Annotated in this window: 29 protein-coding genes; 21 read left to right on the forward strand and 8 right to left on the reverse strand. The window is 39.4% G+C overall.

Going from position 1 to position 23,262, the window contains the following annotated elements; genetic code table 11:
* Positions 1-262 precede the first annotated feature (262 nt).
* Complete coding sequence (locus K1720_RS05900; RefSeq protein ID WP_251947498.1) at positions 263-1,516, forward strand: aminotransferase-like domain-containing protein; 1,254 nt, start codon at positions 263-265, stop codon at positions 1,514-1,516.
* A gap of 143 nt (positions 1,517-1,659) precedes the next feature.
* Positions 1,660-2,388 (forward strand): helix-turn-helix domain-containing protein, encoded by a 729-nt coding sequence (locus tag K1720_RS05905; RefSeq protein WP_251947501.1) that lies wholly within the window; start codon positions 1,660-1,662, stop codon positions 2,386-2,388.
* Here the strand turns inward: K1720_RS05905 and K1720_RS05910 are convergent.
* The 3 genes from K1720_RS05910 to K1720_RS05920 form a co-directional block, all read right to left on the reverse strand.
* Positions 2,385-3,173 carry a 4-phosphopantoate--beta-alanine ligase gene (locus K1720_RS05910; RefSeq protein ID WP_251947503.1) on the reverse strand — a complete coding sequence of 263 codons (789 nt, stop codon included), beginning with the start codon at positions 3,171-3,173 and terminating at the stop codon, positions 2,385-2,387. The genes K1720_RS05905 and K1720_RS05910 overlap by 4 nt on opposite strands.
* A 45-nt stretch (positions 3,174-3,218) precedes the next feature.
* Positions 3,219-3,680, reverse strand: a complete 462-nt coding sequence (locus K1720_RS05915; protein WP_251947506.1) for a hypothetical protein — start codon at positions 3,678-3,680, stop codon at positions 3,219-3,221.
* Positions 3,681-3,824: 144 nt separating this feature from the next.
* Positions 3,825-4,301: a flavodoxin domain-containing protein gene (locus K1720_RS05920; RefSeq protein ID WP_251947508.1), complete on the reverse strand. Its 477-nt coding sequence runs from the start codon at positions 4,299-4,301 to the stop codon at positions 3,825-3,827.
* 468 nt (positions 4,302-4,769) lie between these two features.
* Between K1720_RS05920 and K1720_RS05925 the strand changes: the two genes are divergently transcribed.
* The 18 genes from K1720_RS05925 (at position 4,770) to K1720_RS06010 (ending at position 16,588) form a co-directional block, all read left to right on the forward strand.
* On the forward strand, positions 4,770-5,090 hold the full coding sequence (locus tag K1720_RS05925; RefSeq protein ID WP_251947511.1) for an Lrp/AsnC family transcriptional regulator: 321 nt from the start codon (positions 4,770-4,772) through the stop codon (positions 5,088-5,090).
* 61 nt (positions 5,091-5,151) lie between these two features.
* Positions 5,152-5,478, forward strand: coding sequence for a transcription factor S (locus tag K1720_RS05930; protein WP_055283241.1), 327 nt, complete (start codon positions 5,152-5,154; stop codon positions 5,476-5,478).
* 12 nt (positions 5,479-5,490) lie between these two features.
* Positions 5,491-5,661, forward strand: coding sequence for a hypothetical protein (locus tag K1720_RS05935; protein ID WP_167887528.1), 171 nt, complete (start codon positions 5,491-5,493; stop codon positions 5,659-5,661).
* Between the two features lie 2 nt (positions 5,662-5,663).
* On the forward strand, positions 5,664-6,413 hold the full coding sequence (locus tag K1720_RS05940; RefSeq protein WP_251947514.1) for a DNA polymerase sliding clamp: 750 nt from the start codon (positions 5,664-5,666) through the stop codon (positions 6,411-6,413).
* A gap of 31 nt (positions 6,414-6,444) precedes the next feature.
* Positions 6,445-7,005: a DNA replication complex subunit Gins51 gene (locus K1720_RS05945; RefSeq protein ID WP_251947517.1), complete on the forward strand. Its 561-nt coding sequence runs from the start codon at positions 6,445-6,447 to the stop codon at positions 7,003-7,005.
* Positions 7,006-7,014: 9 nt separating this feature from the next.
* Positions 7,015-8,913: a molybdopterin-dependent oxidoreductase gene (locus tag K1720_RS05950; protein ID WP_251947519.1), complete on the forward strand. Its 1,899-nt coding sequence runs from the start codon at positions 7,015-7,017 to the stop codon at positions 8,911-8,913.
* Positions 8,914-8,976: 63 nt separating this feature from the next.
* A complete protein-coding gene (locus tag K1720_RS05955) occupies positions 8,977-9,297 on the forward strand; it encodes a hypothetical protein (protein WP_251947522.1) in 321 nt (106 codons plus the stop codon).
* 5 nt (positions 9,298-9,302) lie between these two features.
* On the forward strand, positions 9,303-9,674 hold the full coding sequence (locus tag K1720_RS05960) for an iron-sulfur cluster assembly protein (protein WP_251947525.1): 372 nt from the start codon (positions 9,303-9,305) through the stop codon (positions 9,672-9,674).
* A complete protein-coding gene (locus K1720_RS05965; protein ID WP_251947528.1) occupies positions 9,652-10,488 on the forward strand; it encodes an aldo/keto reductase in 837 nt (278 codons plus the stop codon). The genes K1720_RS05960 and K1720_RS05965 overlap by 23 nt, the downstream gene beginning before the upstream one ends.
* Before the next feature lie 38 nt (positions 10,489-10,526).
* Positions 10,527-10,766: a LysO family transporter gene (locus K1720_RS05970; RefSeq protein WP_251947530.1), complete on the forward strand. Its 240-nt coding sequence runs from the start codon at positions 10,527-10,529 to the stop codon at positions 10,764-10,766.
* The gene (locus K1720_RS05975) at positions 10,763-11,350 is read left to right on the forward strand and encodes a LysO family transporter (RefSeq protein WP_251947533.1); all 588 of its coding nucleotides are present in this window, start codon (positions 10,763-10,765) and stop codon (positions 11,348-11,350) included. Before K1720_RS05970 ends, K1720_RS05975 begins: the two co-directional genes overlap by 4 nt.
* Before the next feature lie 147 nt (positions 11,351-11,497).
* Positions 11,498-11,776 (forward strand): 50S ribosomal protein L44e, encoded by a 279-nt coding sequence (locus K1720_RS05980; RefSeq protein WP_055283224.1) that lies wholly within the window; start codon positions 11,498-11,500, stop codon positions 11,774-11,776.
* A gap of 17 nt (positions 11,777-11,793) precedes the next feature.
* Positions 11,794-11,985, forward strand: a complete 192-nt coding sequence (locus K1720_RS05985) for a 30S ribosomal protein S27e (protein ID WP_172672613.1) — start codon at positions 11,794-11,796, stop codon at positions 11,983-11,985.
* 85 nt (positions 11,986-12,070) lie between these two features.
* A complete protein-coding gene (locus tag K1720_RS05990) occupies positions 12,071-12,898 on the forward strand; it encodes a translation initiation factor IF-2 subunit alpha (protein WP_251947536.1) in 828 nt (275 codons plus the stop codon).
* Positions 12,895-13,074: an RNA-protein complex protein Nop10 gene (locus K1720_RS05995; protein WP_055283218.1), complete on the forward strand. Its 180-nt coding sequence runs from the start codon at positions 12,895-12,897 to the stop codon at positions 13,072-13,074. The genes K1720_RS05990 and K1720_RS05995 overlap by 4 nt, the downstream gene beginning before the upstream one ends.
* Complete coding sequence (locus K1720_RS06000; RefSeq protein ID WP_251947539.1) at positions 13,071-13,856, forward strand: proteasome assembly chaperone family protein; 786 nt, start codon at positions 13,071-13,073, stop codon at positions 13,854-13,856. Before K1720_RS05995 ends, K1720_RS06000 begins: the two co-directional genes overlap by 4 nt.
* A 28-nt stretch (positions 13,857-13,884) precedes the next feature.
* Entirely contained in the window at positions 13,885-15,153 is a 1,269-nt protein-coding gene (locus K1720_RS06005; protein ID WP_251947541.1) for a TIGR00375 family protein, read from the forward strand.
* 211 nt (positions 15,154-15,364) lie between these two features.
* A complete protein-coding gene (locus K1720_RS06010) occupies positions 15,365-16,588 on the forward strand; it encodes a CDP-glycerol glycerophosphotransferase family protein (protein ID WP_256468491.1) in 1,224 nt (407 codons plus the stop codon).
* Here the strand turns inward: K1720_RS06010 and K1720_RS06015 are convergent.
* Together K1720_RS06015 and galT are read right to left on the reverse strand one after the other, a co-directional pair.
* Positions 16,568-17,257, reverse strand: coding sequence for a 2-C-methyl-D-erythritol 4-phosphate cytidylyltransferase (locus K1720_RS06015; protein ID WP_251947558.1), 690 nt, complete (start codon positions 17,255-17,257; stop codon positions 16,568-16,570). The two genes, K1720_RS06010 and K1720_RS06015, sit on opposite strands and share 21 nt — an antisense overlap.
* A gap of 184 nt (positions 17,258-17,441) precedes the next feature.
* On the reverse strand, positions 17,442-18,422 hold the full coding sequence (gene galT, locus K1720_RS06020; RefSeq protein WP_251947575.1) for a galactose-1-phosphate uridylyltransferase: 981 nt from the start codon (positions 18,420-18,422) through the stop codon (positions 17,442-17,444).
* A 56-nt stretch (positions 18,423-18,478) separates the two neighbouring features.
* Between galT and K1720_RS06025 the strand changes: the two genes are divergently transcribed.
* A complete protein-coding gene (locus K1720_RS06025) occupies positions 18,479-19,744 on the forward strand; it encodes a glycoside hydrolase family 1 protein (RefSeq protein ID WP_251947577.1) in 1,266 nt (421 codons plus the stop codon).
* On the opposite strand, the gene K1720_RS06030 is transcribed toward K1720_RS06025, so the two are convergent.
* Genes K1720_RS06030 through K1720_RS06040 form a run of 3 tightly spaced genes read right to left on the reverse strand, consistent with a single transcriptional unit; the run spans position 19,730 to position 23,189 of the window.
* A complete protein-coding gene (locus tag K1720_RS06030) occupies positions 19,730-21,058 on the reverse strand; it encodes an MFS transporter (RefSeq protein ID WP_251947597.1) in 1,329 nt (442 codons plus the stop codon). The two genes, K1720_RS06025 and K1720_RS06030, sit on opposite strands and share 15 nt — an antisense overlap.
* Complete coding sequence (locus K1720_RS06035; RefSeq protein ID WP_251947599.1) at positions 21,045-22,139, reverse strand: glycoside hydrolase family 57 protein; 1,095 nt, start codon at positions 22,137-22,139, stop codon at positions 21,045-21,047. The genes K1720_RS06030 and K1720_RS06035 overlap by 14 nt, the downstream gene beginning before the upstream one ends.
* Complete coding sequence (locus K1720_RS06040; protein WP_423837308.1) at positions 22,140-23,189, reverse strand: galactokinase; 1,050 nt, start codon at positions 23,187-23,189, stop codon at positions 22,140-22,142. It abuts the gene before it with no gap.
* Positions 23,190-23,262 lie beyond the last annotated feature (73 nt).

The following is a 23,262-nucleotide window of genomic DNA, read 5'->3' on the forward strand; positions in this document are numbered from 1 at the left end:
CTCCCTCCTAGAGGGTGATATTTATTTAGTATGGCTGGTTTATATACCTCACTGCTCTTGTTTTTATTACTTGTGCACTGGCGTTTTTATATGTTCCTTGGTGTACATAAAACAATATTATAATTGTCCTTTACAAAGATAAAGGGTGTTTCCGACCAACGCCGAAAGCTTTATATTTAATTGTCACAAAACTACCAATGCATAGGATAGGCCATGTGTTCATTTTAGTACATTAAATCAAAAAGTTTGGAGGACGAGTAAGATGGAACTTGAAAAGAGACTCAAGGAAAAATTGGAGGCTCCACCTTTGAATTATGAGGAATATTTCTCAGAAAAAGCACTTGGAATGAAGGCTTCGGAGATTAGAGAGCTTCTGAAACTTGTAGAGAGTTCAGATGTAATTTCACTTGCAGGAGGTCTTCCAGCACCTGAAACATTCCCTGTAGAGATAATTGAGGAGATTACAAAAGAGGTTCTCAAAAACCACGCTGCTCAAGCACTCCAATACGGGACCACTAAGGGATTCACACCACTAAGACTAGCCATAGCCGAGTGGATGAGGCAGAGGTATGAGATCCCTATTTCAAAGGTAGATATAATGATCACCAGTGGTTCCCAGCAAGCGCTCGACTTGATCGGTAGGGTCTTCATAAATCCAGGAGACATTGTGATTGTTGAAGCTCCAACTTATTTGGCCACTCTTCAAGCTTTCAAGTATTATGATCCCCAGTTAGTTCAAATTCCATTAGATGACGAAGGTATGAGAATTGATCTTCTTGAAGAAAAGCTTCAGGAGTTAGAGAAAGAGGGTAAGAAGGTAAAGATAGTTTACACTATTCCAACCTTCCAGAATCCTGCTGGGGTCACTATGAATGAGAAGAGGAGGAAGAGACTTCTTGAATTAGCATCTCAATATGACTTCATAATAGTGGAGGACAATCCCTATGGCGAACTACGTTATTCTGGAGAACCAGTAAAACCAATCAAGTCATGGGATGAGGAAGGAAGGGTACTCTATTTAGGAACCTTCTCAAAAATTCTTGCGCCTGGATTCAGGATTGGTTGGATTGCAGGGGAACCTCACTTCATAAGGAAGCTTGAGATAGCAAAACAAAGTGTTGATTTATGTACCAACACCTTTAGCCAAGTAATAGCCTGGAAATACGTTGAGGGGGGACATTTAGATACTCACATACCAAAGATAATTAATTTCTACAAACCCAGAAGGGACGCTATGTTAAAAGCTTTGGAAGAGTTCATGCCTGAAGGAGTCAAGTGGACAGTACCTGAGGGAGGAATGTTCGTTTGGGTAACACTCCCAGAAGGAATAGACACAAAGGAGATGTTTGAAAAGGCCGTTAGCAAGGGCGTTGCATATGTCCCGGGAGAGGCATTCTTTGCTTACAGGGATGTGAAAAATACCATGAGACTTAACTTTACCTATGTTCCTGAGGATAAGATTATAGAAGGTGTTAAACGTCTTGCTGAGGCTATAAAAGAAGAAATGAAGGGATAGCAAAGGTTATTAAGGAAAACTTCCAATACTTACTGCCCGGGGAGTACCGCCGAAGGCGGAGTCGATGAACTCGGGCGGGTTATTACCCCCTTCTATAGGCAATTGCCGAAAAACTTATAACAAATTAATGTGAGGAATCAACTATGTTGGAGAAAGAGAAGGAAGCTTTGGCCAAGAGAATTGCGGGGGAAATAACTTTATCTTCTGACCCTGGAAAAACCATGAGAAAATGGAGAGAAATATTTGGTATAAGTCAAACTGAACTTGCAGATCATTTAGGGGTATCTTCTTCGGTAATCAGCGATTATGAAGGTGGACGAAGAAAAAGTCCTGGAGCATCAACTATTAGGAAGTTTGTTGAAGCTCTTCTAGTGATAGATGAAAAACGTGGAGGGAACGTCATAAGAGCATTCAGCCGGACTATAGGTGGTGACTTACCCACTAATGCTATTCTTGATATAAGAGAGTTTGCTTTTCCTGTCACTGTGAAAGACATACTGAATGCAGTGAAAGGAGAAGTTGTTGCTAATGAAGATTTACTTGGTAGGAAGATTTATGGATATACAGTGATAGATAGTATTCAAGCTATACTTGAGATGAGCAGTGATGAATTTTTGAAACTTTATGGATGGACTACAGAAAGGGCGTTAATATTCACAAAAGTTACTACTGGAAGAAGCCCAATGATAGCAATAAGGGTGCAGGGATTGAAACCAGCAGTGGTTGTATTGTACGGTGTCAAGAACCTTGATGAACTCGCAGTAAAAATAGCCGAAAGAGAAAGGGTACCATTAGTAGTCTCACACGTTAAAGATGAAAATGAACTTATTCTAAATCTAAGGGCACTTGTCGAAAAGAGTGAAAGAGGCTAAGTTGAAAGTTCTTTTTTTCTCCAAACTCCTTCCTTAGATAGTTTCTCTAGTCTGGAGTTTATATGCAAGAGTACTTCATTTAAAATTTGACCGTTATTGTATTCTTTTACTATCTTCTCAAGCTCTTCTTTCGGGAGCTTTTTCATTTCTTTAGCCAGTTCGATCATCCTTGGATATGCTCTTACAATATTGTCGACTATTGTTATGTCTGCCATTCTCGCACTCCTTGAGAGGGGATTTAGGTCGATTGTTATGATGAATTTGCCCATAGCAACTAATGCCTCTGTTCTGTCTCCATCTTCTAGTGGTACAACCACAACATCCGCTTTCCAGATACCATTCTCGTCAACTTTGCCCCTCTCGCTCTCCAAGTTTGGAATCCTTTTAGTGGGGTTTATGCCAAGAAGTTCTACATTGGGGTCATGCTTTCTCAACTCTTCTGCTATTGTCTTAACTCTGTCTTCAGTTCTGTAGAAGAGATTTATCTCCAGTTTTGCATTCAAAGCTTTTGCAAGTTCTATGGTCTCTTTGGGGACCAGAGCTGCTACATTTCCGTTTACTGATATTACTGGATATTCTGCTAAAAGAAGTTTTGCAACTGCAGCTTTCAGGGCCTTTTCTGCAGGTTCTATGGTTGTTTCTCCAATTAGATAATCGAAAGCCTCTCCCCTTCCATGGGCTATCAGCCCAGCCTTAGCAGTCATACCCTTTTCCATGCCCTCAATGATCTTCTCTCTGTAGTAAAGACTCCAATATCTCGGATGACTTTTGGGAATTTTTACCATGTTTTTCACCCAGAAAAAATTGGTAAGAGTGTATAATAAGGTTAACTACCACTGTCTCCTTCTATCTCCCAGAAATATTTTCATAAATCCGGAGAACTCCTCTCCTCTGAAGTCTTCATAAAGTTGATTGGTTTCTTCTTCACTCAACCATTCCATATCTTCGGGTATTCCCTCAAAGAAGTCATAATAAATCTCATTACCCTTTCTAGCAACGTTTAGGGTGTATATTTTTTTCTTTAGTTCCTGAGCAGTTTTTATTTCTCTCACCACCAAGGAAGTAAATTTGCCCACTATGCCAATGGCAACAAAAACCTCTGCGTCACGTATCATATGGAGGGTAGGTTTTAGCCCGTATTCAGAAGGGAGTATAAAGTTATTGGAGTTTAATCTTTCCTCTATTATCTTCAAGATGGCCCGTTCGGTTTGAGTATGATAGATAATGGTAGGTTCACCTATGTATATTGGAACTCCATATTTTTTCTTCTTTTTCCTTAAAAAGCCAAGCATTGGATCACCTCAACTTGGATGTAACATGATCTTGACTCGATCTGATATTGGATAGGCCCTAGCTTTATTAAGGTTAACTCTAGGATGAGAGCCCGTTTCATGTTGGGAAAAGTTGTACTTCATTGCCCGCTTTGTTTCATTAACTCATTCAGGATGTTCTACCTTCTCAATAATCTTTCCAGTTTGAAATGCTTCTAGTACTCGTAGAGCCCATTGTTTTGCATCCTCTAGGGTTTTTGGGTTCTCATTTAGTATCCAGCCATCGAAGACTTTCTTTGCTATTATTTTTCCTTTGATTGGATTGGTCATTAACCTCATATACCGCTTTTCGGTGTACTTTTTTCCAAATTCTCCGAACTTGTCAGCTATACATAGAACGAAGACAGCAACTTTTTTGCCTTCAAGCCCATTTTTTGATCGGATGAAGTTTATAACGCTCGGGAGCGGCCGTTCATAGTAAATTGGAGCTCCAATTATAATTAGATCGCAGTTTTCTACCTTGAATTTATCAGTTACCCGTTCTATTTTGATGTCTGCTTTTTCTTTAAGGGCCTCACCGATTTTAAGAGCCACTTTCTTAGTTGAGCCTCTTTTAGTGTCATAGAGGATACAGATTTTCATTACTTCACCTAACTGATTAATTAGAGTTTAATTTTATAGAGGTTTCTCAGAAAGAGGTATATATCTAAATGTTCCAAAGATCAGATGGTGATAATTCTATTCCTCCCCTTAAAAGGAGGGGTTTATGGTTGAGGGCACCTCAGGTGGGGATAAAACGTCGTCATCTTCCCATCGGCTGGGATGACACTCATCATCGGTTAAACTTCAAAGTTGATTTTGAAGCAGGCTTAATAAGTTTTTGTTCTAGGAATAAAGCAAAATAACTCCAAACTTTGTTTTTGTCATCCGTTAATGTCCAAGGTTCAAAACAATCCTCACTCATGAAAATGCCCGTAAAAGCAGATATACGGGCGTTCTGGATAGTGTTAGTTTAGGAAATGAAGCAAGTACTTGTGAAGATTCTTAAGAACAGAAACTAGGAAAAAGTGTAATACTACCAGCGTAACTTGCTATAACAAAGTCCAGGAAATGGTTGAGAATGGTGTCATTAAAAGATTTACAATAGATGTGGACCATAAACAGCTCGGATATGAACTGGAGGTTCTTTTGGAGCTTAAGGTTAAGCGAGGCCTCCCTCGCCCGGTGGCACTAAAGCTGTATAAATTACCTCATGTAGAGGATGTATGGGAGATTACAGGAGATACGGACTTAATTGTGAGAGCATACTTCAAAAATGTAGATGAACTAAACGACTTCCTTCATATGTTGGGTAATAATTACCCAGAAATAGAAAACGTGATAACTCATGTAGTTCTTGGAAGTTATAAGAATCCAGAGGCTTGGTTTTAACCATGGCAAAACTTTTTATTCCAATCCCCACAACCTTGTCTTAGGTTAGGGGGTGAGAATAATGAAATTCTGTCCAAAATGTGGGAGCATAATGCTGCCAAACAAGAAGAAGGGAGTTTTCATTTGTAGAAAATGTGGTTATGAGGAGCCTCTTGACCCAGAAACAGCTGAGAGATATAAAATAAAACAGAACATTAAACATGAAAGAGAAGACATCCCAGTGATAGAGCAAGACGTTGCCACACTTCCAAAGGCTAAAGTTACATGTCCAAAATGTGGAAATAATGAAGCATATTGGTGGGAATTGCAGACTAGAGCAGGAGATGAGCCTTCAACGATTTTCTATAGGTGTACAAAGTGTGGGTACACTTGGAGGAGTTATGAATAACGGTGGCCATATATGGGAGAACTTGAGATAGAAGTGCTTAAACGCCTTGTAGAAAAAGCTTTAAAGGAATTAGACGAAGCTTATAAGAGGTTACCTGATGTGAATAATGGAAAAACTTATTTATTGAGAGGTAAAGAAAGAGTTAGGTTGATGGCTAAAATTCTCAATGATATGGAGGGGTGAAGATGCCATTTGAAATAGTTTTTGATGGAGCGAAAGAATTTGCAGACTTGATTGACACAGCAAGCAACTTAATCGATGAAGCTGCATTCAAAGTTACTGAAGAAGGAATCTCGATGAGGGCAATGGACCCAAGCAGAGTAGTTCTGATTGATCTCAATCTCCCTGCTGGTATATTTAGTAAGTATGATATCGATGGGGAGGAGACTGTAGGAGTCAATATGGATCACTTCAAGAAAATTCTCAAGAGGGGAAAGGGTAAGGACATTCTTGTTCTTAGGAAAGGAGAGGAGAACTTTCTTGAGATTACTCTTGAGGGGACTGCAAAAAGGACTTTTAAACTCCCCTTAATTGAAGTTGAAGAACTAGAACTTGAACTGCCAGAACTCCCATTCACAGTTAGGGCTGTGGTATTAGGAGAGGTGCTCAAAGAAGCTGTAAAAGATGCTTCCCTCGTTAGTGATAGTCTCAAGTTCATTGCAAAGGAAAATGAGTTTGTTATGAAAGCAGAGGGAGAAACCCAAGAGGTCGAAATCAAGCTCACTCTTGAAGACGAGGGTTTGCTTGACTTGAATGTGGAAGAAGAAACTAAGAGTGCTTATGGTGTCAGTTATCTCGCGGACATGGTCAAGGGAATTGGCAAAGCAGATGAGGTAATGCTCAAGTTCGGAAATGAGATGCCTCTTCAGATGGACTACCCAATAAGAGATGAAGGAAGACTCACATTCCTGTTGGCTCCTCGTGTTGAGGAATGATTCTTTTTAATATCTTTTTTAGGTGATCAATTTGGATCTAGGGAAGCTTAGAGAACTTCTAGAAATGGAATTGTCATCAACGGAGTTGACTTTGTTAGATGATGATTTCTATGAAGAGTTTGATAGTCTTATAAAAGCATTAAAACTCAGAGCAGAATCTTCCAAGGAGAGAGGGGAAGAAGTCGATGAACAACTTTACTTGGCGGAACTAAGCGTTGCGGAGAAGTTAGTTAAAGAGATTCTCAAGATTAGACTCCATAAAATAGTTGATATGGCTTTTGAGGGACGCCCGTTTAACCTTATTAGTGATGAAAAGAAGCTTTTCTCTATTCTCATGGCCTTTATTCATAGAGAGGAAATACCAGCATTTGAAGAAGAAGTCTCAATAGAGGAAACAAAGGAAGTGGAGGTCACGAGCGACAGAAGGATTTTCAGCGCTTATATCCTCCTCCAAGATATTCCAAAGGTCCTGGATGAACGTTTAAGAGAGTACGGCCCATTTAAGGCAGGGGATCTTGTAACCCTCCCTAGAACGGTTGGACATATATTGGTTCAGAGAGAAGCAGCTAAAAGGATATCCATATCGTACTAGGTGGTTCGGATGTTTAACGTCTGTATGCGGGACTGTTATGACACATGTTCGATAATAAGTGAGCTCCATGAAGGAAAGTTGAGAGTGAGGGGGAATCCCTCTCATCCAATAACACAGGGTTTTTTGTGTCCTAAGGGTGCATTACTCCCCAAGTGGCTTCATAGCAGGGATCGGCTTAAAACTCCTCTTATTAGGAGAGATTTGACAGATGATTTTAAAGAAACTAACTGGGAAGAGGCAATAAACCTTATCGCAAATCGTTTAATGGAAACCATACGTAAATATGGGAGTGAAAGTGTTTTAGTATATAATTATGCTGGCGATCGTGGGGTTGTTAATTATGCATTTCCATTGCGTCTCTTTCATTATCTCAACACTTCAATCCTTGATTATGGGATATGTGATAGGGCTGGTCAAGAGGCACTAAAAGATGTTTATGGGACGGCCGGGGGTATGGATCCAGAGGAGCTGAAAAATCAGAAGCTCATAGTTTACTGGGGAATAAATCCAGTATGGACGAACCTTCATGGCTTCATGCTTGCTAAGAAACATGGTCTTGAAAAGTGGGTTGTGGATGTTATAAAGACCGAGACTGCGAAGAGATGTGAGAAGTTCTTTCAAATTAGGCCCAATACGGATGTGGTTTTTGCCCTTGGTGTTGCAAGGCTCATTATAGAGAATGAATTATACGACAGGGAATTTATTAGAGAAAAAGTTTATGGATTTGAGAAGTTTGTAAAATACCTGGATCGCTTTGATATGAACTTTGTAAGCGGTGAAACAGGGATTGAGAAGGAGAGAATTGAGGAATTTGCCTTTGGCTATGCAGAGAAAAAGGGAGTTATACACATTGGTTATGGTTTCCAACGATCTTTTAGTGGTGGGGAGGCCATAAGGGCAATTGCGATACTTCCGGCCCTTGTTGGACATAAGTTTGGCTTTATCTATGACATGAAGACCATTGATAAGAGCTATGCTGAGGGAGAATTTCTCCGTACGAAACCTGCTAGGAAAATTCCTCAAATGAGGCTCGCTGAATACATTGAAAATGGAGAAATAAAGTTCCTTTATGTGTATAATTCAAATCCATTTGCTTCTCTTCCAAATCAAAATCGCTTGAGAAAGGCTATAGAGGATAATAATGTTTTTGTTGTGGTTCATGATATATTTCTTACTGACACTGCCCTTTATGCTCATGTTGTTCTTCCAGCGAATACGTTCTTTGAACGATACGATATTGCGGATTCTTATTACCATAGGTATGTGGCCCTTAATGAACCAGTTATGAGGCTTTATGGAAAGAGCAACAGTGAAGTCACAAGGTTGTTGGCTAAGGCGTTAGGAATAGAGAATCCTCACCTTTATGAGACTGATAAAAAGGTCATTAAAAAAGTTCTGGAAATCAATGGAATACGTTTCGAAGAGCTTAGAAAAGCAGGTTTTGTTAAAATTCCTATACAAGAAAGAACATACAATACTCCAAGTGGAAAAATTGAGTTTTACTCTCAAAGAGCGCTTAATAGGGGCTTGTCTCCATTTCCAGAATACAAATCGAGGAGAGGGAGAGGACTTCAACTCCTTAGTCCAACCTGGAAGATGACCATAACAAGTCAGTATCATAATACATACAATATAATTGACCCATACCTCCATATGAATCCAAAAGATGCCAAGGAGCGGGGTATACATGAAAATGATGAAGTGGAGATTTTTAACAAGAATGGGAGAATAAAAACAAGGGTAAAACTAAATGAAGACATTCCAGAGGGGGTTGTCCTCCTTTACAAAGCCTTCTGGACCAAGATACTTGGATGGAATGTAAACTTTCTTACAACAGATGAGACTGTAGAGGAATATGGTAATGGATCGGCTTATCACTCAACTTGGGTTGAGGTTAGAAAAATCTAGTAGTCATATTTGTCCAAAAATGTTTTTATGTGATAGTTTCCAAACTCGAAATGGTGAATAAAAATGAAAGTTTACAGAAAAGATCGAGAGTATCCAAAGGAGTATCAAGAAGTTCTCAAGGAGCTTGGCACTGTTATCGACCCCATAAGTACTATGAATCTTCTTGATGCCGGACTCATAGCAGGGTTGAATGTAAATGAGGAAACTCTTGAGATATGGCTGGCAGTGGAAAATAACACTTACTATAATATGATAGGTGGAGCTGCAATAGCACACTCAAAAATAATAGGTGACATAATGGAGCGTTTTGCCCTTGTTAAGTTCTCAAGAGTGTATATATACGATATGGGAAATAATTTACTTGCAAAGTTTGAGAAGAAGTGAAAGGGATGGCCTTTTTAGACTTTCTTAAAGGAAAACCCAAAGGAAAGATTAAGGAACTTCCCCCTGAAGTTAGAGAGGTAGTAGAAGAACTCAAAAAAGTAAAAGATCCTGAAACTGAGCTTAACATAGTAGATGAAGGACTGGTATATGGTATAACAGTTGAAGGTAAGAACGTTATGGTGTGGCTCTTCTTAGCGAGGAGTACCCCAGAGTGTCACTTTTGTCAGGCCATAGCTATGAATGTACAGAAGCGAATTATAAAAGATATTGTGAGCGTGTTGAGAGATAAGGGATTTAGTAGTGTAAAGGTGTATAATGAAATCGGCCTTTTACTTGAGGAGTGGAGGGAGAAAGATGAAAAGAATACGGCCTTTTAATGATTTAAAGAAAATAGGTGATGATAAGGTCACTGCCATAGGAATGGGGACATGGGGTGTAGGAGGTTGGGAAAGCCCGGATTATTCAAGGGATAAAGAAAACATTGAGGCATTGAGGTATGGCCTTGAACTTGGCATGAATCTCATAGACACTGCTGAGTTTTATGCCTCTGGCCACAGTGAAGAACTTGTTGGTGAGGCGATTAAAGAGTTTGAGCGAGAAGATATTTTCATAGTAAGTAAAATCTGGCCCATACACTTTGGATATGAAAGTGCTAAAAGGGCAGCAAGAGCAAGCGCGAAGAGACTTGGTACTTACATAGATTTGTACCTCCTTCACTGGCCTATAGATGATTTTAGGAGAATAAAAGAGACACTTCATGCATTGGAGGAGCTTGTAGATAAGGGAGTAATAAGGTATATAGGTGTCAGTAATTTTGACTTGGATCTTCTTAAACGTAGCCAAGAGGTTATGAAGAAATACGAAATTGTGGTAAATCAAGTTAAATATTCTCTTAGAGACCGTAGGCCTGAACATAATGGTCTCTTGGAGTACATGAAAAGAGAGAAGATAACCCTGATGGCATATACTCCGCTTGAAAAAGGAAGTCTTGCAAGGAATAGATGCTTAAGCGAGATGGGGATTAAATACGGCAAAACTGCTGCACAAATTGCTTTAAACTGGCTCATATGGAAAGAAAATGTAGTTGCTATCCCCAAAGCTACGAATAAAGTCCATATCAAGGAAAACTTTGGTGCAATGGGATGGAGACTCAGCAGGGAGGATTATGAGACACTCCTAAAATGTGTGTAGCGTTAACTTTATTACTATTATGTATTTTAGGCTAAGATATGAACATTTTCATACCACTTGTAGTGGGAGTCCTAATAGGTTATTTGTTCAAAAATAAGCTTCGATTTAGTATGGACAAGCCTATGAGCATAGCCCTGCTCTTATTGATCTTCTTTATGGGGGTCGAAGCGGGGAGGGTTGAGATCGATGCATTTAAACTTTTAATATACTCCTTAGTATTTGCTTCTTTTACGATATTGGGAAGTTTATTTGTAGCCCTTGTGGGGGTGAGGAAGTGAACTTTCTTTATTTTGTCTTAGCGTCTCTGATTTTGGGTATAACTCTTGGAAAGACTACTACTTTTGATTTTGGAAACTTATATGAGATCATGCTTTACCTCTTGATATTTATCATTGGAATGGACATAGGTAAAAGTAAAGGTCTCAGAGAGGAACTTAAGAAACTTGGTAGGATGGCACTTTTGCTTCCAATGGCCACAGTTATAGGTTCGTTACTTGGTGGCTTTTTAGCTTCATTGCTTTTGGGAATACCTTTGAAGTGGGCCTTAGGGATTTCAGCTGGTTTTGGGTGGTATTCTCTCACAGGCCCCCTTTTGGCAGCATATTCTCCAATTTATGGAGTGATAGGATTTCTAGCAAATTTGACCCGTGAAATTCTCACTATAATCTTTTATCCAGTTGTCATAAGGAAGATCCCAAGAGAAGTTGGAATTGTGATGGGAGGGGCCACGACGATGGATACTACCCTCCCAATAATGGCAAAGTTTGGAGGCACAGAGATAACGCTTTTGGCATTTGTTCACGGGTTTATACTAACGGCCATAGCTCCCTTCCTAATCCCGCTGATACTTCAGATTCTCTAAGTTCTTTATATTCTTGTATAATCTGCCTTTGAATTACTTTCCAAAAACGTTTTAAAGGGTTCAACATAAGGGTTCTCGAACTGTCATGGGTTCATGCTCGGGGGTGTCCGGGAAGGAACCTACCGGGCGTACGAGGGAGGTGGAAAAATGAAGTATCCAAAGCAAATAAGAACATACTGCCCATTTTGTAGAAAGCACACAATTCACAAAGTAGAAAAGGTCAAGAAGAGACCTAGGAGTGAGCTTAGTGCAGGTCAAAGGAGATTCAGGAGAATCCTTAAGGGTTACAAAGGTTTCCCAAGGCCAAACCCTGCTGGAAGAGAGAAACCAGTAAAGAAGCTTGACTTGAGATACAGGTGCACAGAGTGCGGAAAGGCTCACACAAGAGGAGAAGGGTTTAGAGTGAAGAAGTTTGAACTCGTGTGAGGTGAGAAAAGATGGCAATTCCCAAGAACCTTATCCCCATGCCAAGATCAAGATTCCTTAGGGTCAAGTGCATTGACTGTGGAAATGAACAGATAGTTTTCAGCAACCCTGCTACAAAAGTCCGCTGTTTGGTTTGTGGCTCTACTTTGGTAGAGCCTGCTGGTGGCAGAGGTATTATAAAGGCTAAAATACTTGAGGTTCTTGAGTGATTTCTTTTCTCAATCTTTTCTCCAAAACCTTAAAAACTTATAATAGCTACCAATTAGTGGGATAAAATTTCGGGAGATGATGAAAATGCCGAGGAGAGCTAGAGAATTTCCGGAGGAAGGAGAGTTTGTTATAGCTACTGTTAAAAGTATTCACAACTACGGTGCATTCTTAACGCTTGATGAGTATCCAGGAAAAGAGGGTTTTATGCATATAAGCGAAGTTGCTCCCACTTTTGTGAGGAACATTAGAGATTACCTAAAAGAAGGGCAGAAGATTGTTGCAAAAGTTATAAGAGTTGATCCGAGCAAGGGACATATAGATCTTAGTCTCAAGAGAGTCAAACAACAGGAGAGAAAAGCAAAGCTTCAAGAATTCAAGAGGGGTCAAAAAGCAGAGAATCTCTTAAAAATAGCAGCTGAAAAATTAGGTAAAGATTTTGACAGTGCATGGAGAGAAGTGTGGGTTCCCTTGGAAGAGGAATATGGGGAGGTTTACGCCGCTTTTGAAGATGCTGCTCAGAATGGTATAGAAGTTCTTAAAGATATCATTCTAGACGAGTGGCTTCCTGTTTTAGAAGAGATTATAACGAATTATGTTGAGATTCCTACTGTTACGATAGATGCGGAGTTTGAAATCACAGTGGCAACATCAAATGGAGTTGAGGTTATTAGGGAGGCTTTGATAAAAGCAAGAGATCGAGCAAATGAGGAAGAAGGAATTGAAGTTAAATTCAGTTATCTTGGAGCTCCGAGATATAGAATAGATATCACAGCTCCGGACTATTACAAAGCCGAAGGAGTATTAGAGAAAATAGCCTCTGAGATATTAAATGTTATAAAACAAGCTGGTGGAGAGGCTTCTTTAATAAGAAAAGAGAAGAAGATTCGTAAGATAAAGAGGAGAGAGGCATGAGGTTTAGAATTAAGAAATGTCCAAAGTGTGGACGGTACACTTTAAAAGAGACTTGTCCAGTTTGTGGTGAAAAGACAAAGCTAGCTCATCCTCCAAAGTTTTCCCCTGAAGATCCATATGGGGAGTACAGGAGGAAACTGAAAAAAGAAGTACTTGGTATAGGGGTGAAAAAATGAAAGAGAGTATTATAGTTGTCTATGAAAGACCAGAAATATATGATCCAGTCTTTATAGAAGGGCTTCCCGGTATAGGATTAGTTGGTAAACTTGCTGCAGAACATCTGATTCAAGAACTCAATGCAAAGAAGTTTGCTGAACTTTATTCTCCTCACTTCATGCATCAGGTTATAGTAAAAAAAGACTCAACGGTAGATCTAATGAGGAATGAGTTTTACTACTGGAAAAGTCCAGATGACGAGCATAGAGACTTGATAATTATTACTGGGGATACTCAAGTTCCTCCAACCGACAGTTATGGGCATTTTGAGGTTGTAGGGAAAATGCTTGACTTTGTTGAGCAGTTTGGCACAAGGGAAATAATCACAATGGGGGGTTATCAAGTCCCTGAACTTGAGGGAGAACCGAAAGTTCTTGCTTCCTTCACTGATCTGGAAACAAAGGAAAAGTACAAAGGACTCCCAGTGATTTTCAGAGAGGACGAAGGAGGAGCAATCGTTGGAGCTGCAGGTCTTCTCTTGGGGATCGGAAAACTCAGAGGAATGAAGGGAGTATGTTTCCTTGGGGAGAGCCTTGGCTACATTGTGGATGCAAAGGCTGCAAAGGCAGTTTTAAGTGTTGTGGCTAAAGTGCTTAACCTAGAATTAGACATGAGCGCACTTGATGAGAGGGCCAAAGAAACTGAAGAAATCCTCAGGAAAGTACAGGAAATGCAGAGAGCAATGTTTGAGCAACAAGTTCCACAGCCAACCCACGAAGAGGAGGATAGAGGATACCTCTGACTTATTTTTCCCTTTTTGAGGTGTCTTTATGTTTGTTGATGCAGATCTTCATATCCATTCACGATATTCTAAGGCTGTTTCAAAGCTTATGACTTTTCCAATTTTAGCTGAGAATGCAAAGCTTAAAGGATTAGGGATTGTAGGTACTGGAGATATTTTAAACCCAAAATGGGAAGAGGAACTCCTCAAACATGCTCAAAAAGTTGATGAGGGTACTTATGAAATAAAGGGAATAAAGTTTCTTCTTACAGCAGAGGTAGAAGATAATAAAAGGGTACATCATCTTCTTCTCTTTCCTAATATTGAAGCAGTAAAAGAAATGCGAGAAAGACTTGGGCGCTATTCTAACGACATTAATAGTGAGGGTAGGCCCCATTTAACAATAAACGCTGCTGCAATAGCGGATTTAGCAAACGAGGTGGGAGCCCTAATTGGCCCAAGTCATGCCTTTACCCCATGGACTGCATTATATAAAGAGTACGACAGCTTAAAAGAGGCATATGATAACGTAAAAATTCATTTTCTTGAATTAGGGCTTTCTGCTGATTCATACATGGCTGATAAGATTAAAGCTCATCATAAGCTCGTATATTTATCAAATTCTGATGCTCATTCTCCACAACCACATCGCCTTGGAAGAGAGTTTAACCGTTTTGAGATCAAGGAAGCAACTTTTGAAGAAGTTAAAAAAGCTATCTTGAAACGGGCTGGAAGAAAAATTATTCTTAATGCTGGTTTGGATCCAAGACTGGGAAAATATCATTTGACTGCATGTTCAAGGTGTTACACCAAATACCGACTTGAAGATGCAAAAAGACTAGGATGGAGATGTGAACTCTGCGGGGGGATTATAAAGAAGGGCGTTTACGATAGGATTCTTGAGCTTGCAGATACGGATGAAAAGCCCAAGGATAGGCCTCCTTACCTCCACCTTGCCCCTCTAGCTGAAATAATCGCAATGGTTCTTAACAAAGGAGTTGAAACCAAGTCTGTAAAGAGTATATGGGAACGTCTTCTGAAAGAATTTGGAAGTGAGATCAGGATTCTTGTCGATGCTCCTATAGAGGCTATAGCAGAGCTTATTGGGAACGACATAGCGAAAGCAATCTGGGCTTTCAGGAATGAGAAACTTATTGTTGTTCCTGGTGGAGGAGGAAAATACGGGGAGATAAAACTACCTGAGGAAGTTAAAAAAGCAAAACTTGAGGATCTCGAGAACATTGAGGTTCGGGGAGAAGACGTGTATTATAAGCCTAAACAAAGTTCAATCTTAAGCTTTTTGAAAAAAACTGATTAAATTTTCTCTCATTGAAACTTCTTCTGAAGTCTTTTTGATATAGAATGTTTACTCTAGGAATGAAGGTAGCATAATTGATTTAACTTCTGAAAGCAAATAGAAAATTGATAATCAAATTACTTGGTTAATTGCAACATTAAACAAATCTTGAGATTTACGTTGACTATATTAAAATCTTGGAGGAACTATCAAAGATCTGGGATGACAAAATATGAAATGGGGGATATTTCATAGAGTGATAGGACTCTTTCCCCAAAGGTTTAAATTTTTCGTTGTTTTTGTGGGATCTCATCTCCTAGCCGTAATAAGTATTCTTATCCCGAAAGACTCTAAGAGAATAATGCTTATTTCATACCCCTCTTTTGCTGGCAATATGAGGTACATTTATGAACGAATGAAAGAGCTGGAACAGTTTAGGGATTATAAGTTCATATGGCCGGTTGAAAATAAAGGGGTGTTTGGAAAGCGTGAAAATACAAAGTTTGTTATGTATGGAACAGTTGAATATCTGTGGCAATTATTGAGGTCAAAATACATATTTTCTTCTCAAAGAATTCCTTACTGGAAGGCTAAAAATCAAATTGGAGTCATGATCTGGCATGCAGTTCCAGGAAAAAGAGGTTTTTGGTTTGACAAACGATACCAGAGCTGGGTTGGGAGACTTATTTTAAAAAGTACTCTAAGAAAAATAGACTATGTTGTTGCAACTTCTGAGTTTACAAAGGTGTTATTTTCTGCAATTTTCCACATACATCCAGAAAAGATCTTAGTTTTGGGCATGCCCAGATGTGACGCACTCTTCAAAGAAAAAGGGGAGGCACTAAAAAGGCTAGAGAGTCTCTTAGGCTCGAAGATTAAAAACAGAAGGATCGTATTTTACTTGCCAACTTTCAGAGATTATGATAGGAGGGTTACACAAGAGCTGTTTACTAACCTTGTAAAAGACCAGAAATTTAGAGAATACTTAGAACAGAGAAAGGCACTTTTTATTTTCAAACCTCATCCGCATGATGAGGTATTTGTTAAAAAGTATTCTGATGAGTACATTAGGGTAATAACTAATCACGAGTTGATGGAAGCAGGGTTGACACTTTATGATATTCTTCCTGCAGCAGATATTTTGGTGACAGATTATTCTTCCGTATTTAGAGATTACCTTCTTTTGAATAGGCCGGTGATATTCTATATTCCGGATAAGAAAAAATATTGTGAAACAAGAGGATTAGTTTTGGAGCCATTTGAACTTTGGACCCCAGGAGATAAAGCAAAGACTGTTGAGGAATTACTGAAAGCTTTGGACGAAGCTTTTGAGAATCCTAAAAAATGGGAAAAGGAACGGCTTTGGCTTAGAGATTTGTTCTTTAAATACAAAGACGATAGATCCAGTGACAGAGTTATAGAGTACTTCTGGCCGCTAAGCTCCGTTAAGAAGTAAGAGAGAAGTAACTCGAAGGTCATCTTTATACGTTATCTTGAAGTTGAAACTTGTTGATTCATAGGCATAAATCTTTACCTCTGGTAGATATTTGCGGAGAAGCTCTATGTCACTTTCAATATTCAAAAATTCTGAGTTTGGGACCATATTTATTAAGGTTTTAAGAATCTCACTTCTGTAAGCGACAGGTGATTTACAAAGCCTTAATTCCTGTCTATTCAGGACTTTGGATACAAATTCTCCATTAACCCTTACCACATAACTCGGAATTTTTGAACAGAAACTTATCACATCATATCTGTTCAAGAGTTTTATCATCTCGCTAAGTACATACGAAGATACAAAAGGTCGGTCTGCAATGTGGATTATTACTCTCTCCACGTCTTCATCTAGTGCTAAGACACCGTCTTTGAGAGATTCGTTTTTTGTTCTGCCCCCATCAATAATTTTTGTGAGCTTGGAATATCTATTTTTAAGATGTTCAATTATTTTGCTGTATTGAGAATCGCTAACGACATATATCTCATCAATTTCTTCTGTTTTCTCTAGCTTTTCAATTGAATACTCAATCAGCATCTTGTTCCCGACATATAAGAACTGTTTTGGTATAGGGCTGCCGATTCTTTCTCCTTTGCCACCCGCGAGGAGAATCCCAACTGTTTTCCCCATGTTCCTTCCTCAAGTACCCTTTGACCTCTTAACTATATAAGTAATTATTGCTTACTCCTCGAAAATTTTGTCTTCAAGAATATTAATGAGATTACTCCCATTGGATACGAAAGAGGTCCAACCTCTTTTTAAATCAACGGACGAGGCTTTCAGTGTAAAGCAAATTCTAAGCATTTTAAAGACACTAAATGCATTTTCCTCTCATATCTATTTTGTCTTTGATCTTTTTGCAAGTCTCTTTGAGTTTTTGGGCGTTTTCTTCTGGGATTCCGTCGTAGGTGAACTCCCATGTGCTCATTTCTATTCCAGCAGCATATTTTAGTTTATCTTTTTCTCTGAGAAGTGGATAAAACTCAATATGCAGATGATAGAAGGGGTACTCCCCTTTAAAGGGGGCTTGATATACACTCATCACGTATGGCATTTGCCTTTCAAAAAGAGAATTAAGGATGCCTGTAGTCACTCTTAGGATATCCGCTAAGTTGAGGGTTTCTCCTTGGGTTAGCTGAGTAAGCCATTGGACGTGCCTTTTTGGATAAATGTGTACTTCAAAAGGCCAGTTCGCAAAGAAAGGTAGGAAGAGAATAAAGTCATTATTTTCATAGATCAGCCGTTCTCCGTTTAATTCTTCATCTAATATCTTGCAGAATAGACATTTCTTAAATTGATTATAGTACCTTCTAGAATTCTCAATCTTTAATCGAACCTTCAATGGTATGAAAGGCAGAGCATACAATTGCCCATGGGGGTGGGCTAAACTCACGCCTATTTCTTCACCCTTATTTCGAAAAATTGATAGATATGCAATATGAGGGTTGTTTTTTAATTCTCCTGTGATCTGCCTCCACAGCTGGACAACTTTAGTCATTTGGTCTATGGAGAGTTCCTCCAAGTCTTTCAATTCATGCTCTGGGGTCTCCACTATAACACTGCATTGGCCAAGAGCGCGAGCTTTTTTATAAAACCCTTTACTTTCAGGTTTAGGAGTGTTGAAAGAAAGCATTGGGAAACGATTAGGAAGTGAGAGCACTTCCCACCCATAACCAGTCTCTTCACCACCTGGGCAGAAAGGACAAAAATCTTTTGGCCTCCAAGGCCGTTTTTCTCTCTCCGCAGATACCATGATCCACTGGCCGAGCAAGGGATTATAACGGAGTTCTCTCATCTTACCACCGTAAGACTAATTAGATTTGGAAGAGTATTAATTTTTTGGTGGAGTTAATGGGAATAAAATTTTTTGATGAGTTCATTTTTGGGACTGCTACCTCTTCCCATCAGATTGAGGGGAATAACAAATGGAACGATTGGTGGTATTATGAACAGATGGGGAAGCTTCCATATAAGTCCAACAAAGCTTGCAATCACTGGGAACTTTATAAAGAAGATATAGTACTGATGCATTCCCTTGGATATGATGGCTATCGATTTTCTATAGAGTGGAGTCGCATCTTTCCAGAGGAGGAGAAAATAAACGAAAATGCATTAGACAGATATCGGGAGATTATTGAGCTTCTACTTAAGAGTGGCATGACTCCAAATGTAACATTGCATCATTTTACTTCTCCCCACTGGTTTATGCGAAAAGGAGGATTTGCAAAAGAAGAAAACCTAAAATACTGGGGGCAATATGTTGAGACAGTTGTTGAGATTTTGAAGGGTGTTAAACTTGTTGCAACTTTTAATGAGCCAATGGTCTATGTTATGATGGGTTACTTGACCGCCTATTGGCCTCCTTTTGTGAAGAGTCCATTCAAAGCATTTAGAGTTGCTGCAAACCTTCTCAAGGCACATGCATTGGCGTATGAAATTCTTAGTAGCAGGCTTAAAGTTGGAATAGTAAAGAACATACCCATAATGCTCGCAGCAAGTGATACGGAAAGAGACAAAAAAGCGGCAGAAAAGGCCGATAATCTTTTTAATTGGAATTTCCTCGATGCAATATGGAGTGGTAAGTTTAAAGGTGTTTTTAGCACGTATACTGTCCCTGAGAGTGATGTTGATTTTGTAGGAGTGAACTATTACACAGCGAGTGAAGTGAAGTATAGCTGGAACCCTCTCAAGTTCTTTTTTGATGCAAGGTTGGCTGAGCTAAGTGAAAGGAAAACTCAGATGGGATGGAGTGTGTATCCAAGGGGAATACATGAAGCAATAGTTAAAGTTTCACGATATGAAAAACCGATATATGTTACCGAGAATGGCATAGCAACGCTGGACGATGAATGGAGGAAAGAATTTATTGTTCAGCATCTTCAATATGTACACAAGGCTATCGAGGAAGGTTACAATGTAAAAGGGTACTTTTACTGGTCTCTAATGGATAACTACGAGTGGAAAGAAGGGTTTAAGCCAAGATTTGGGCTGATAGAAGTTGATTATACAACCTTTAAACGAAAACCAAGGGAAAGTGCATACATGTATGGAGAAATATCGCAGAAAAAAGAGATAAGCGATGAGTTAATTCGAAAATATGGATTAAAAGCCCCTTGAGAGCTCCTCGGCTCTTTTCTTAAGTATTTCTTTTACAGCATCCCTATCTTTTGGGTAGCTTTTCTTTATCCACAGCCACACTGCTGCACACGGAATCCAGAAGAGACTTCCTATTAAGAGTGTATATTTGTAAGCTAGTGCATCGGAGTATCCTATCTCTCTTAAGGCCTCAATTAAAAATCCACCGAACAAGGGTCCTGTAGCTTTACCTACATTGTCAAGGATGTTAAAGAGACCAAATACTGTTCCTCTATCCTCGGGAAGATTAACTTGTGACACTATGGCCCTTACGTTTGGTCCCGCATATGAGACAAATTGGATTAAGAGGAATGAATATATTGCAAGTCCAACCCAGTGAATCAAGCTTAATTTGCTGGGGAGGGGATACAGAATTATGCCTATGGCAGCTATCATTCCAAAGAATATTGCAAGCCCGGTAATTACGGCCCGTCCACCCTTCTGCCGTGCTTCAAAGTAGTCGCCTGCAAATCCTCCTAAAAGGCTACCTATAACTGTTGAGACCCCAACCAGCAGAAGTACAAAAGTGGCGGTGCTTTTGTCCATACCTCTCGTAACTATAAAGAACGAGACAAGCCAGTACATTATAACTCCCCATGGGACGGTGCCTATTATTCCCTGGATGAATATGAGGATATTAGTCCTCGTTTTAAGGGATTTTTTGATGACTTCTTTATTCAGTCGGTACGTGTACTCATAACCCTTCTCCAAAACCTCCTTAAGTTCTTTTTCTCCTTCTCCTCGTTTGGGCTCTTCTGCTATTATATAAAATAGTGGTGCTAGAACAAAGTTTGGTACGGCTGCAATTATAAAAGGTGGTCTCCAGCTGGCTATAAGTCCCGCTACTATCATACCGAAGAGAGTACCGAATCCAAAGGCGGTTTCGATATATGCATATCCTCTTCCTCTCTTTTCTTCTTCAAACATGTCTGCTATTAAGGAGTACCCTATGGGAATTATAGAACCTATTCCGATACCAGTTAAAAATCGCATTGCTAGTAACTGATAGTAGTTTTGAACATAGGCGGTTAGAAAGCATGGAATCTCCCCGAGAAGTACTCCAATAACAAGGAGCTTTTTTCTCTGTCCTATGTCAGATAAGAAACCCCAAACTATTGTTATCAGGGCACTTGTAGCTACAAAAATTGTTGAAACAAGGCCCATTTGTGTTTCAGTAATTCCAAATTCTTCCATTATTTGTTGGTAATTTGGAGGCAGAAGATTCTGATCGGCCATCAAAAAAGCTGCCATCAGTACGAGCAATACAATTGAGATCTTCCTTCTAAGATTTCTCATCCTTACCCCTCCAAGACTCATAAATTGCTTTAAATGCATCTAGCCTTCTTTCGACAAGAGGTTCCCATCCTCTGGCATCACTGTTCTCCGCAAAGAATGCTAATTCTCCCTTTAATCCTGCAGAGAGCATATTTAATCGTGCATTGCCTTCATCTTTGGTCCATATGTCAAAACTCTTGTCTGGGGCCCAGCTGGAAGTTCTTAGGTAGACTCTTCTTCCACTGTGCTTAAGCTCCGAAGGTAGGCATATCCTACCATTGAGATGACCAAGGAGCATTAAGAGGTCATCAATATCCATTTTATAGCCTGCAATATCGCGATAGCCAAGAAATTCTATGTCTGTGCCATACAGAAGTATTTCATCTTTTTCCTTTATCCACGAGGCTGCTTTCTTTGGATTCATTAATGGGAACTTTCCGATTCCAAGCATTATGGTGGTATTTATGGCTACCCATACTGGAACTGCATAGATTTCTTTAACTGCTTCAAGAGTCACTTTACCACTAAAAGCTAATTTAACTGCTCTTTTCAGCTCCCGGAGACCAAGGAGATAATTGAGATATACAAACCCTTCTCCCCTTTGGGCTCGGATAAGGTGGGGATAAAGTGGTTTTATGGGCCTTATTGCAGAATTTAGATGGTTTGAGAATAATATTGCTTCACCATCTGCAAATAAATATTCATATTGATGGTCTTTTAGTATTGCAGGAATTATTGGATCATAGGCTAGCTCTGGAAGCCAGAAACCTTTTGGGCAAGTGTCTAGGAGTTCCTCCTTAACTTCTTTATCTTTCTGTACCTGTGCTTCAACTCGGTTAAGTGGAAGAAGAGGCAAAATTGCGTGGGTGTAACTGGTTCCGAGGATTTCAATCAAGCCAAGTTCAATTCCTTCTTTGATTAGAGAAATTATTTCACTGGGAAGAATTTCAAGAGTGTAACCAGTTATATTAAGACCAAAGGGGATTTCAGCTTTAATTAACTTTGAGATAACGGGAAAATATGCTTTCTCAATAACTGTTGGAATTTCATTTTTTGGAATCTCCGCATATTGTAAATTTCCATGGAAAACCAATGCTCTCACTTATTTCACCCCATCAGAAGGCTTTACGATGAAGTACTTTGCATTCCATGGGAACTTCTTTTTGTATTCTCTTAGGATAGCCTCTCCAAATTCTTTTGCTTTTTCCTCTTCAACTAGGGCTATAGCGGATCCTCCAAAACCTGCTCCAGTCAGTCTTGCACCATAGGCCCCGAGTTCAATGGCTTTATTTACAAAGAAATCCAGCTCTTTACAGCTTACACCGTAGTTTCTTGCAATATCTCTATGGGCCCGTGTGAGAATTTCACCTACTTCAATGATATCTCCTTTTCTCAAAGCTCGTCTAACCTGTATAACTCGTCTGTTTTCTCGTATAATGTATCCAAAGAAGCGACGATAGAATGAGGGGAGGTATGTTAGATCACTCTCATTAACTTCTTTGGAAGTTCTCTTACCTAAAATCCGCAAAACTTCCTCTGTAACTTGTCTTCTTTCTGCATAGGCAGAAGATGCTAGTTCTCTTTTGATACCGGTGTAAAACACCACAACACTAACATCTTTCGGGAATGGAATGTACTCGTACTCTAAAGTGTCAGTGTCTAGAAAAATCACATGGTTCTTTTTGCCAAAAGCAATTGCGAATTGGTCTAGTATTCCGCATGGGACTCCAACAAACTTGTTTTCTGCCTCTTGAGCCATTAATGCCATATCCCGCAGGGAGAGATGTAGATCATATGCTCTGTTTAAAAATGCCAGTGTTGCTAATTCAAAACTTGCAGAAGAACTTAAGCCAGCTCCAAGAGGCAAATCTCCATAAACTCGCCCTTTAATACCTCGAATTTCGTATTTTTTCTTCAGTAGTACCCAGTAGATTGCTTTGATGTAATCTATCCAAGAATTTTCTTTTTTAAGCTCATTAAGTGTAAAAGAGCGCCATTCTCTAAAATAATCCGAGTAAATGTTCACATTTTCGTCTCTTTCTCCTTCAAGGACAGTGTAGAGATTAACTGCCATAGGCATTACGTAACCAAGCGTATAATCGGTATGTTCTCCTATTAGATTAACCCTTCCTGGGGATTGTACCCTCAACATGGTTATCTTAAAGATTTGGTGATTCATCTATAAATCTCTTTCTCCGAAGGTTTTTAATGAGGATAGAACGTAC

This window comes from Thermococcus argininiproducens (genome assembly GCF_023746595.1).
Taxonomy (GTDB): Archaea; Methanobacteriota_B; Thermococci; order Thermococcales; family Thermococcaceae; genus Thermococcus_A; species Thermococcus_A argininiproducens.

What these genes read in the sequence shown, in the direction of transcription:
- K1720_RS05900 (WP_251947498.1), top strand. Translation starts at nt 263, where the DNA reads ATGGAACTTGAAAAGAGACTCAAGGAAAAATTGGAGGCTCCACCTTTG.
- K1720_RS05905 (WP_251947501.1), top strand. Translation starts at nt 1,660, where the DNA reads ATGTTGGAGAAAGAGAAGGAAGCTTTGGCCAAGAGAATTGCGGGGGAA.
- K1720_RS05910 (WP_251947503.1), bottom strand. Translation starts at nt 3,173, where the DNA reads ATGGTAAAAATTCCCAAAAGTCATCCGAGATATTGGAGTCTTTACTAC.
- K1720_RS05915 (WP_251947506.1), bottom strand. Translation starts at nt 3,680, where the DNA reads ATGCTTGGCTTTTTAAGGAAAAAGAAGAAAAAATATGGAGTTCCAATA.
- K1720_RS05920 (WP_251947508.1), bottom strand. Translation starts at nt 4,301, where the DNA reads ATGAAAATCTGTATCCTCTATGACACTAAAAGAGGCTCAACTAAGAAA.
- K1720_RS05925 (WP_251947511.1), top strand. Translation starts at nt 4,770, where the DNA reads ATGGTTGAGAATGGTGTCATTAAAAGATTTACAATAGATGTGGACCAT.
- K1720_RS05930 (WP_055283241.1), top strand. Translation starts at nt 5,152, where the DNA reads ATGAAATTCTGTCCAAAATGTGGGAGCATAATGCTGCCAAACAAGAAG.
- K1720_RS05935 (WP_167887528.1), top strand. Translation starts at nt 5,491, where the DNA reads ATGGGAGAACTTGAGATAGAAGTGCTTAAACGCCTTGTAGAAAAAGCT.
- K1720_RS05940 (WP_251947514.1), top strand. Translation starts at nt 5,664, where the DNA reads ATGCCATTTGAAATAGTTTTTGATGGAGCGAAAGAATTTGCAGACTTG.
- K1720_RS05950 (WP_251947519.1), top strand. Translation starts at nt 7,015, where the DNA reads ATGTTTAACGTCTGTATGCGGGACTGTTATGACACATGTTCGATAATA.
- K1720_RS05955 (WP_251947522.1), top strand. Translation starts at nt 8,977, where the DNA reads ATGAAAGTTTACAGAAAAGATCGAGAGTATCCAAAGGAGTATCAAGAA.
- K1720_RS05960 (WP_251947525.1), top strand. Translation starts at nt 9,303, where the DNA reads ATGGCCTTTTTAGACTTTCTTAAAGGAAAACCCAAAGGAAAGATTAAG.
- K1720_RS05965 (WP_251947528.1), top strand. Translation starts at nt 9,652, where the DNA reads ATGAAAAGAATACGGCCTTTTAATGATTTAAAGAAAATAGGTGATGAT.
- K1720_RS05970 (WP_251947530.1), top strand. Translation starts at nt 10,527, where the DNA reads ATGAACATTTTCATACCACTTGTAGTGGGAGTCCTAATAGGTTATTTG.
- K1720_RS05980 (WP_055283224.1), top strand. Translation starts at nt 11,498, where the DNA reads ATGAAGTATCCAAAGCAAATAAGAACATACTGCCCATTTTGTAGAAAG.
- K1720_RS05990 (WP_251947536.1), top strand. Translation starts at nt 12,071, where the DNA reads ATGCCGAGGAGAGCTAGAGAATTTCCGGAGGAAGGAGAGTTTGTTATA.
- K1720_RS05995 (WP_055283218.1), top strand. Translation starts at nt 12,895, where the DNA reads ATGAGGTTTAGAATTAAGAAATGTCCAAAGTGTGGACGGTACACTTTA.
- K1720_RS06000 (WP_251947539.1), top strand. Translation starts at nt 13,071, where the DNA reads ATGAAAGAGAGTATTATAGTTGTCTATGAAAGACCAGAAATATATGAT.
- K1720_RS06005 (WP_251947541.1), top strand. Translation starts at nt 13,885, where the DNA reads ATGTTTGTTGATGCAGATCTTCATATCCATTCACGATATTCTAAGGCT.
- K1720_RS06010 (WP_256468491.1), top strand. Translation starts at nt 15,365, where the DNA reads ATGAAATGGGGGATATTTCATAGAGTGATAGGACTCTTTCCCCAAAGG.
- K1720_RS06015 (WP_251947558.1), bottom strand. Translation starts at nt 17,257, where the DNA reads ATGGGGAAAACAGTTGGGATTCTCCTCGCGGGTGGCAAAGGAGAAAGA.
- galT (WP_251947575.1), bottom strand. Translation starts at nt 18,422, where the DNA reads ATGAGAGAACTCCGTTATAATCCCTTGCTCGGCCAGTGGATCATGGTA.
- K1720_RS06025 (WP_251947577.1), top strand. Translation starts at nt 18,479, where the DNA reads ATGGGAATAAAATTTTTTGATGAGTTCATTTTTGGGACTGCTACCTCT.
- K1720_RS06030 (WP_251947597.1), bottom strand. Translation starts at nt 21,058, where the DNA reads ATGAGAAATCTTAGAAGGAAGATCTCAATTGTATTGCTCGTACTGATG.
- K1720_RS06040 (WP_423837308.1), bottom strand. Translation starts at nt 23,189, where the DNA reads ATGTTGAGGGTACAATCCCCAGGAAGGGTTAATCTAATAGGAGAACAT.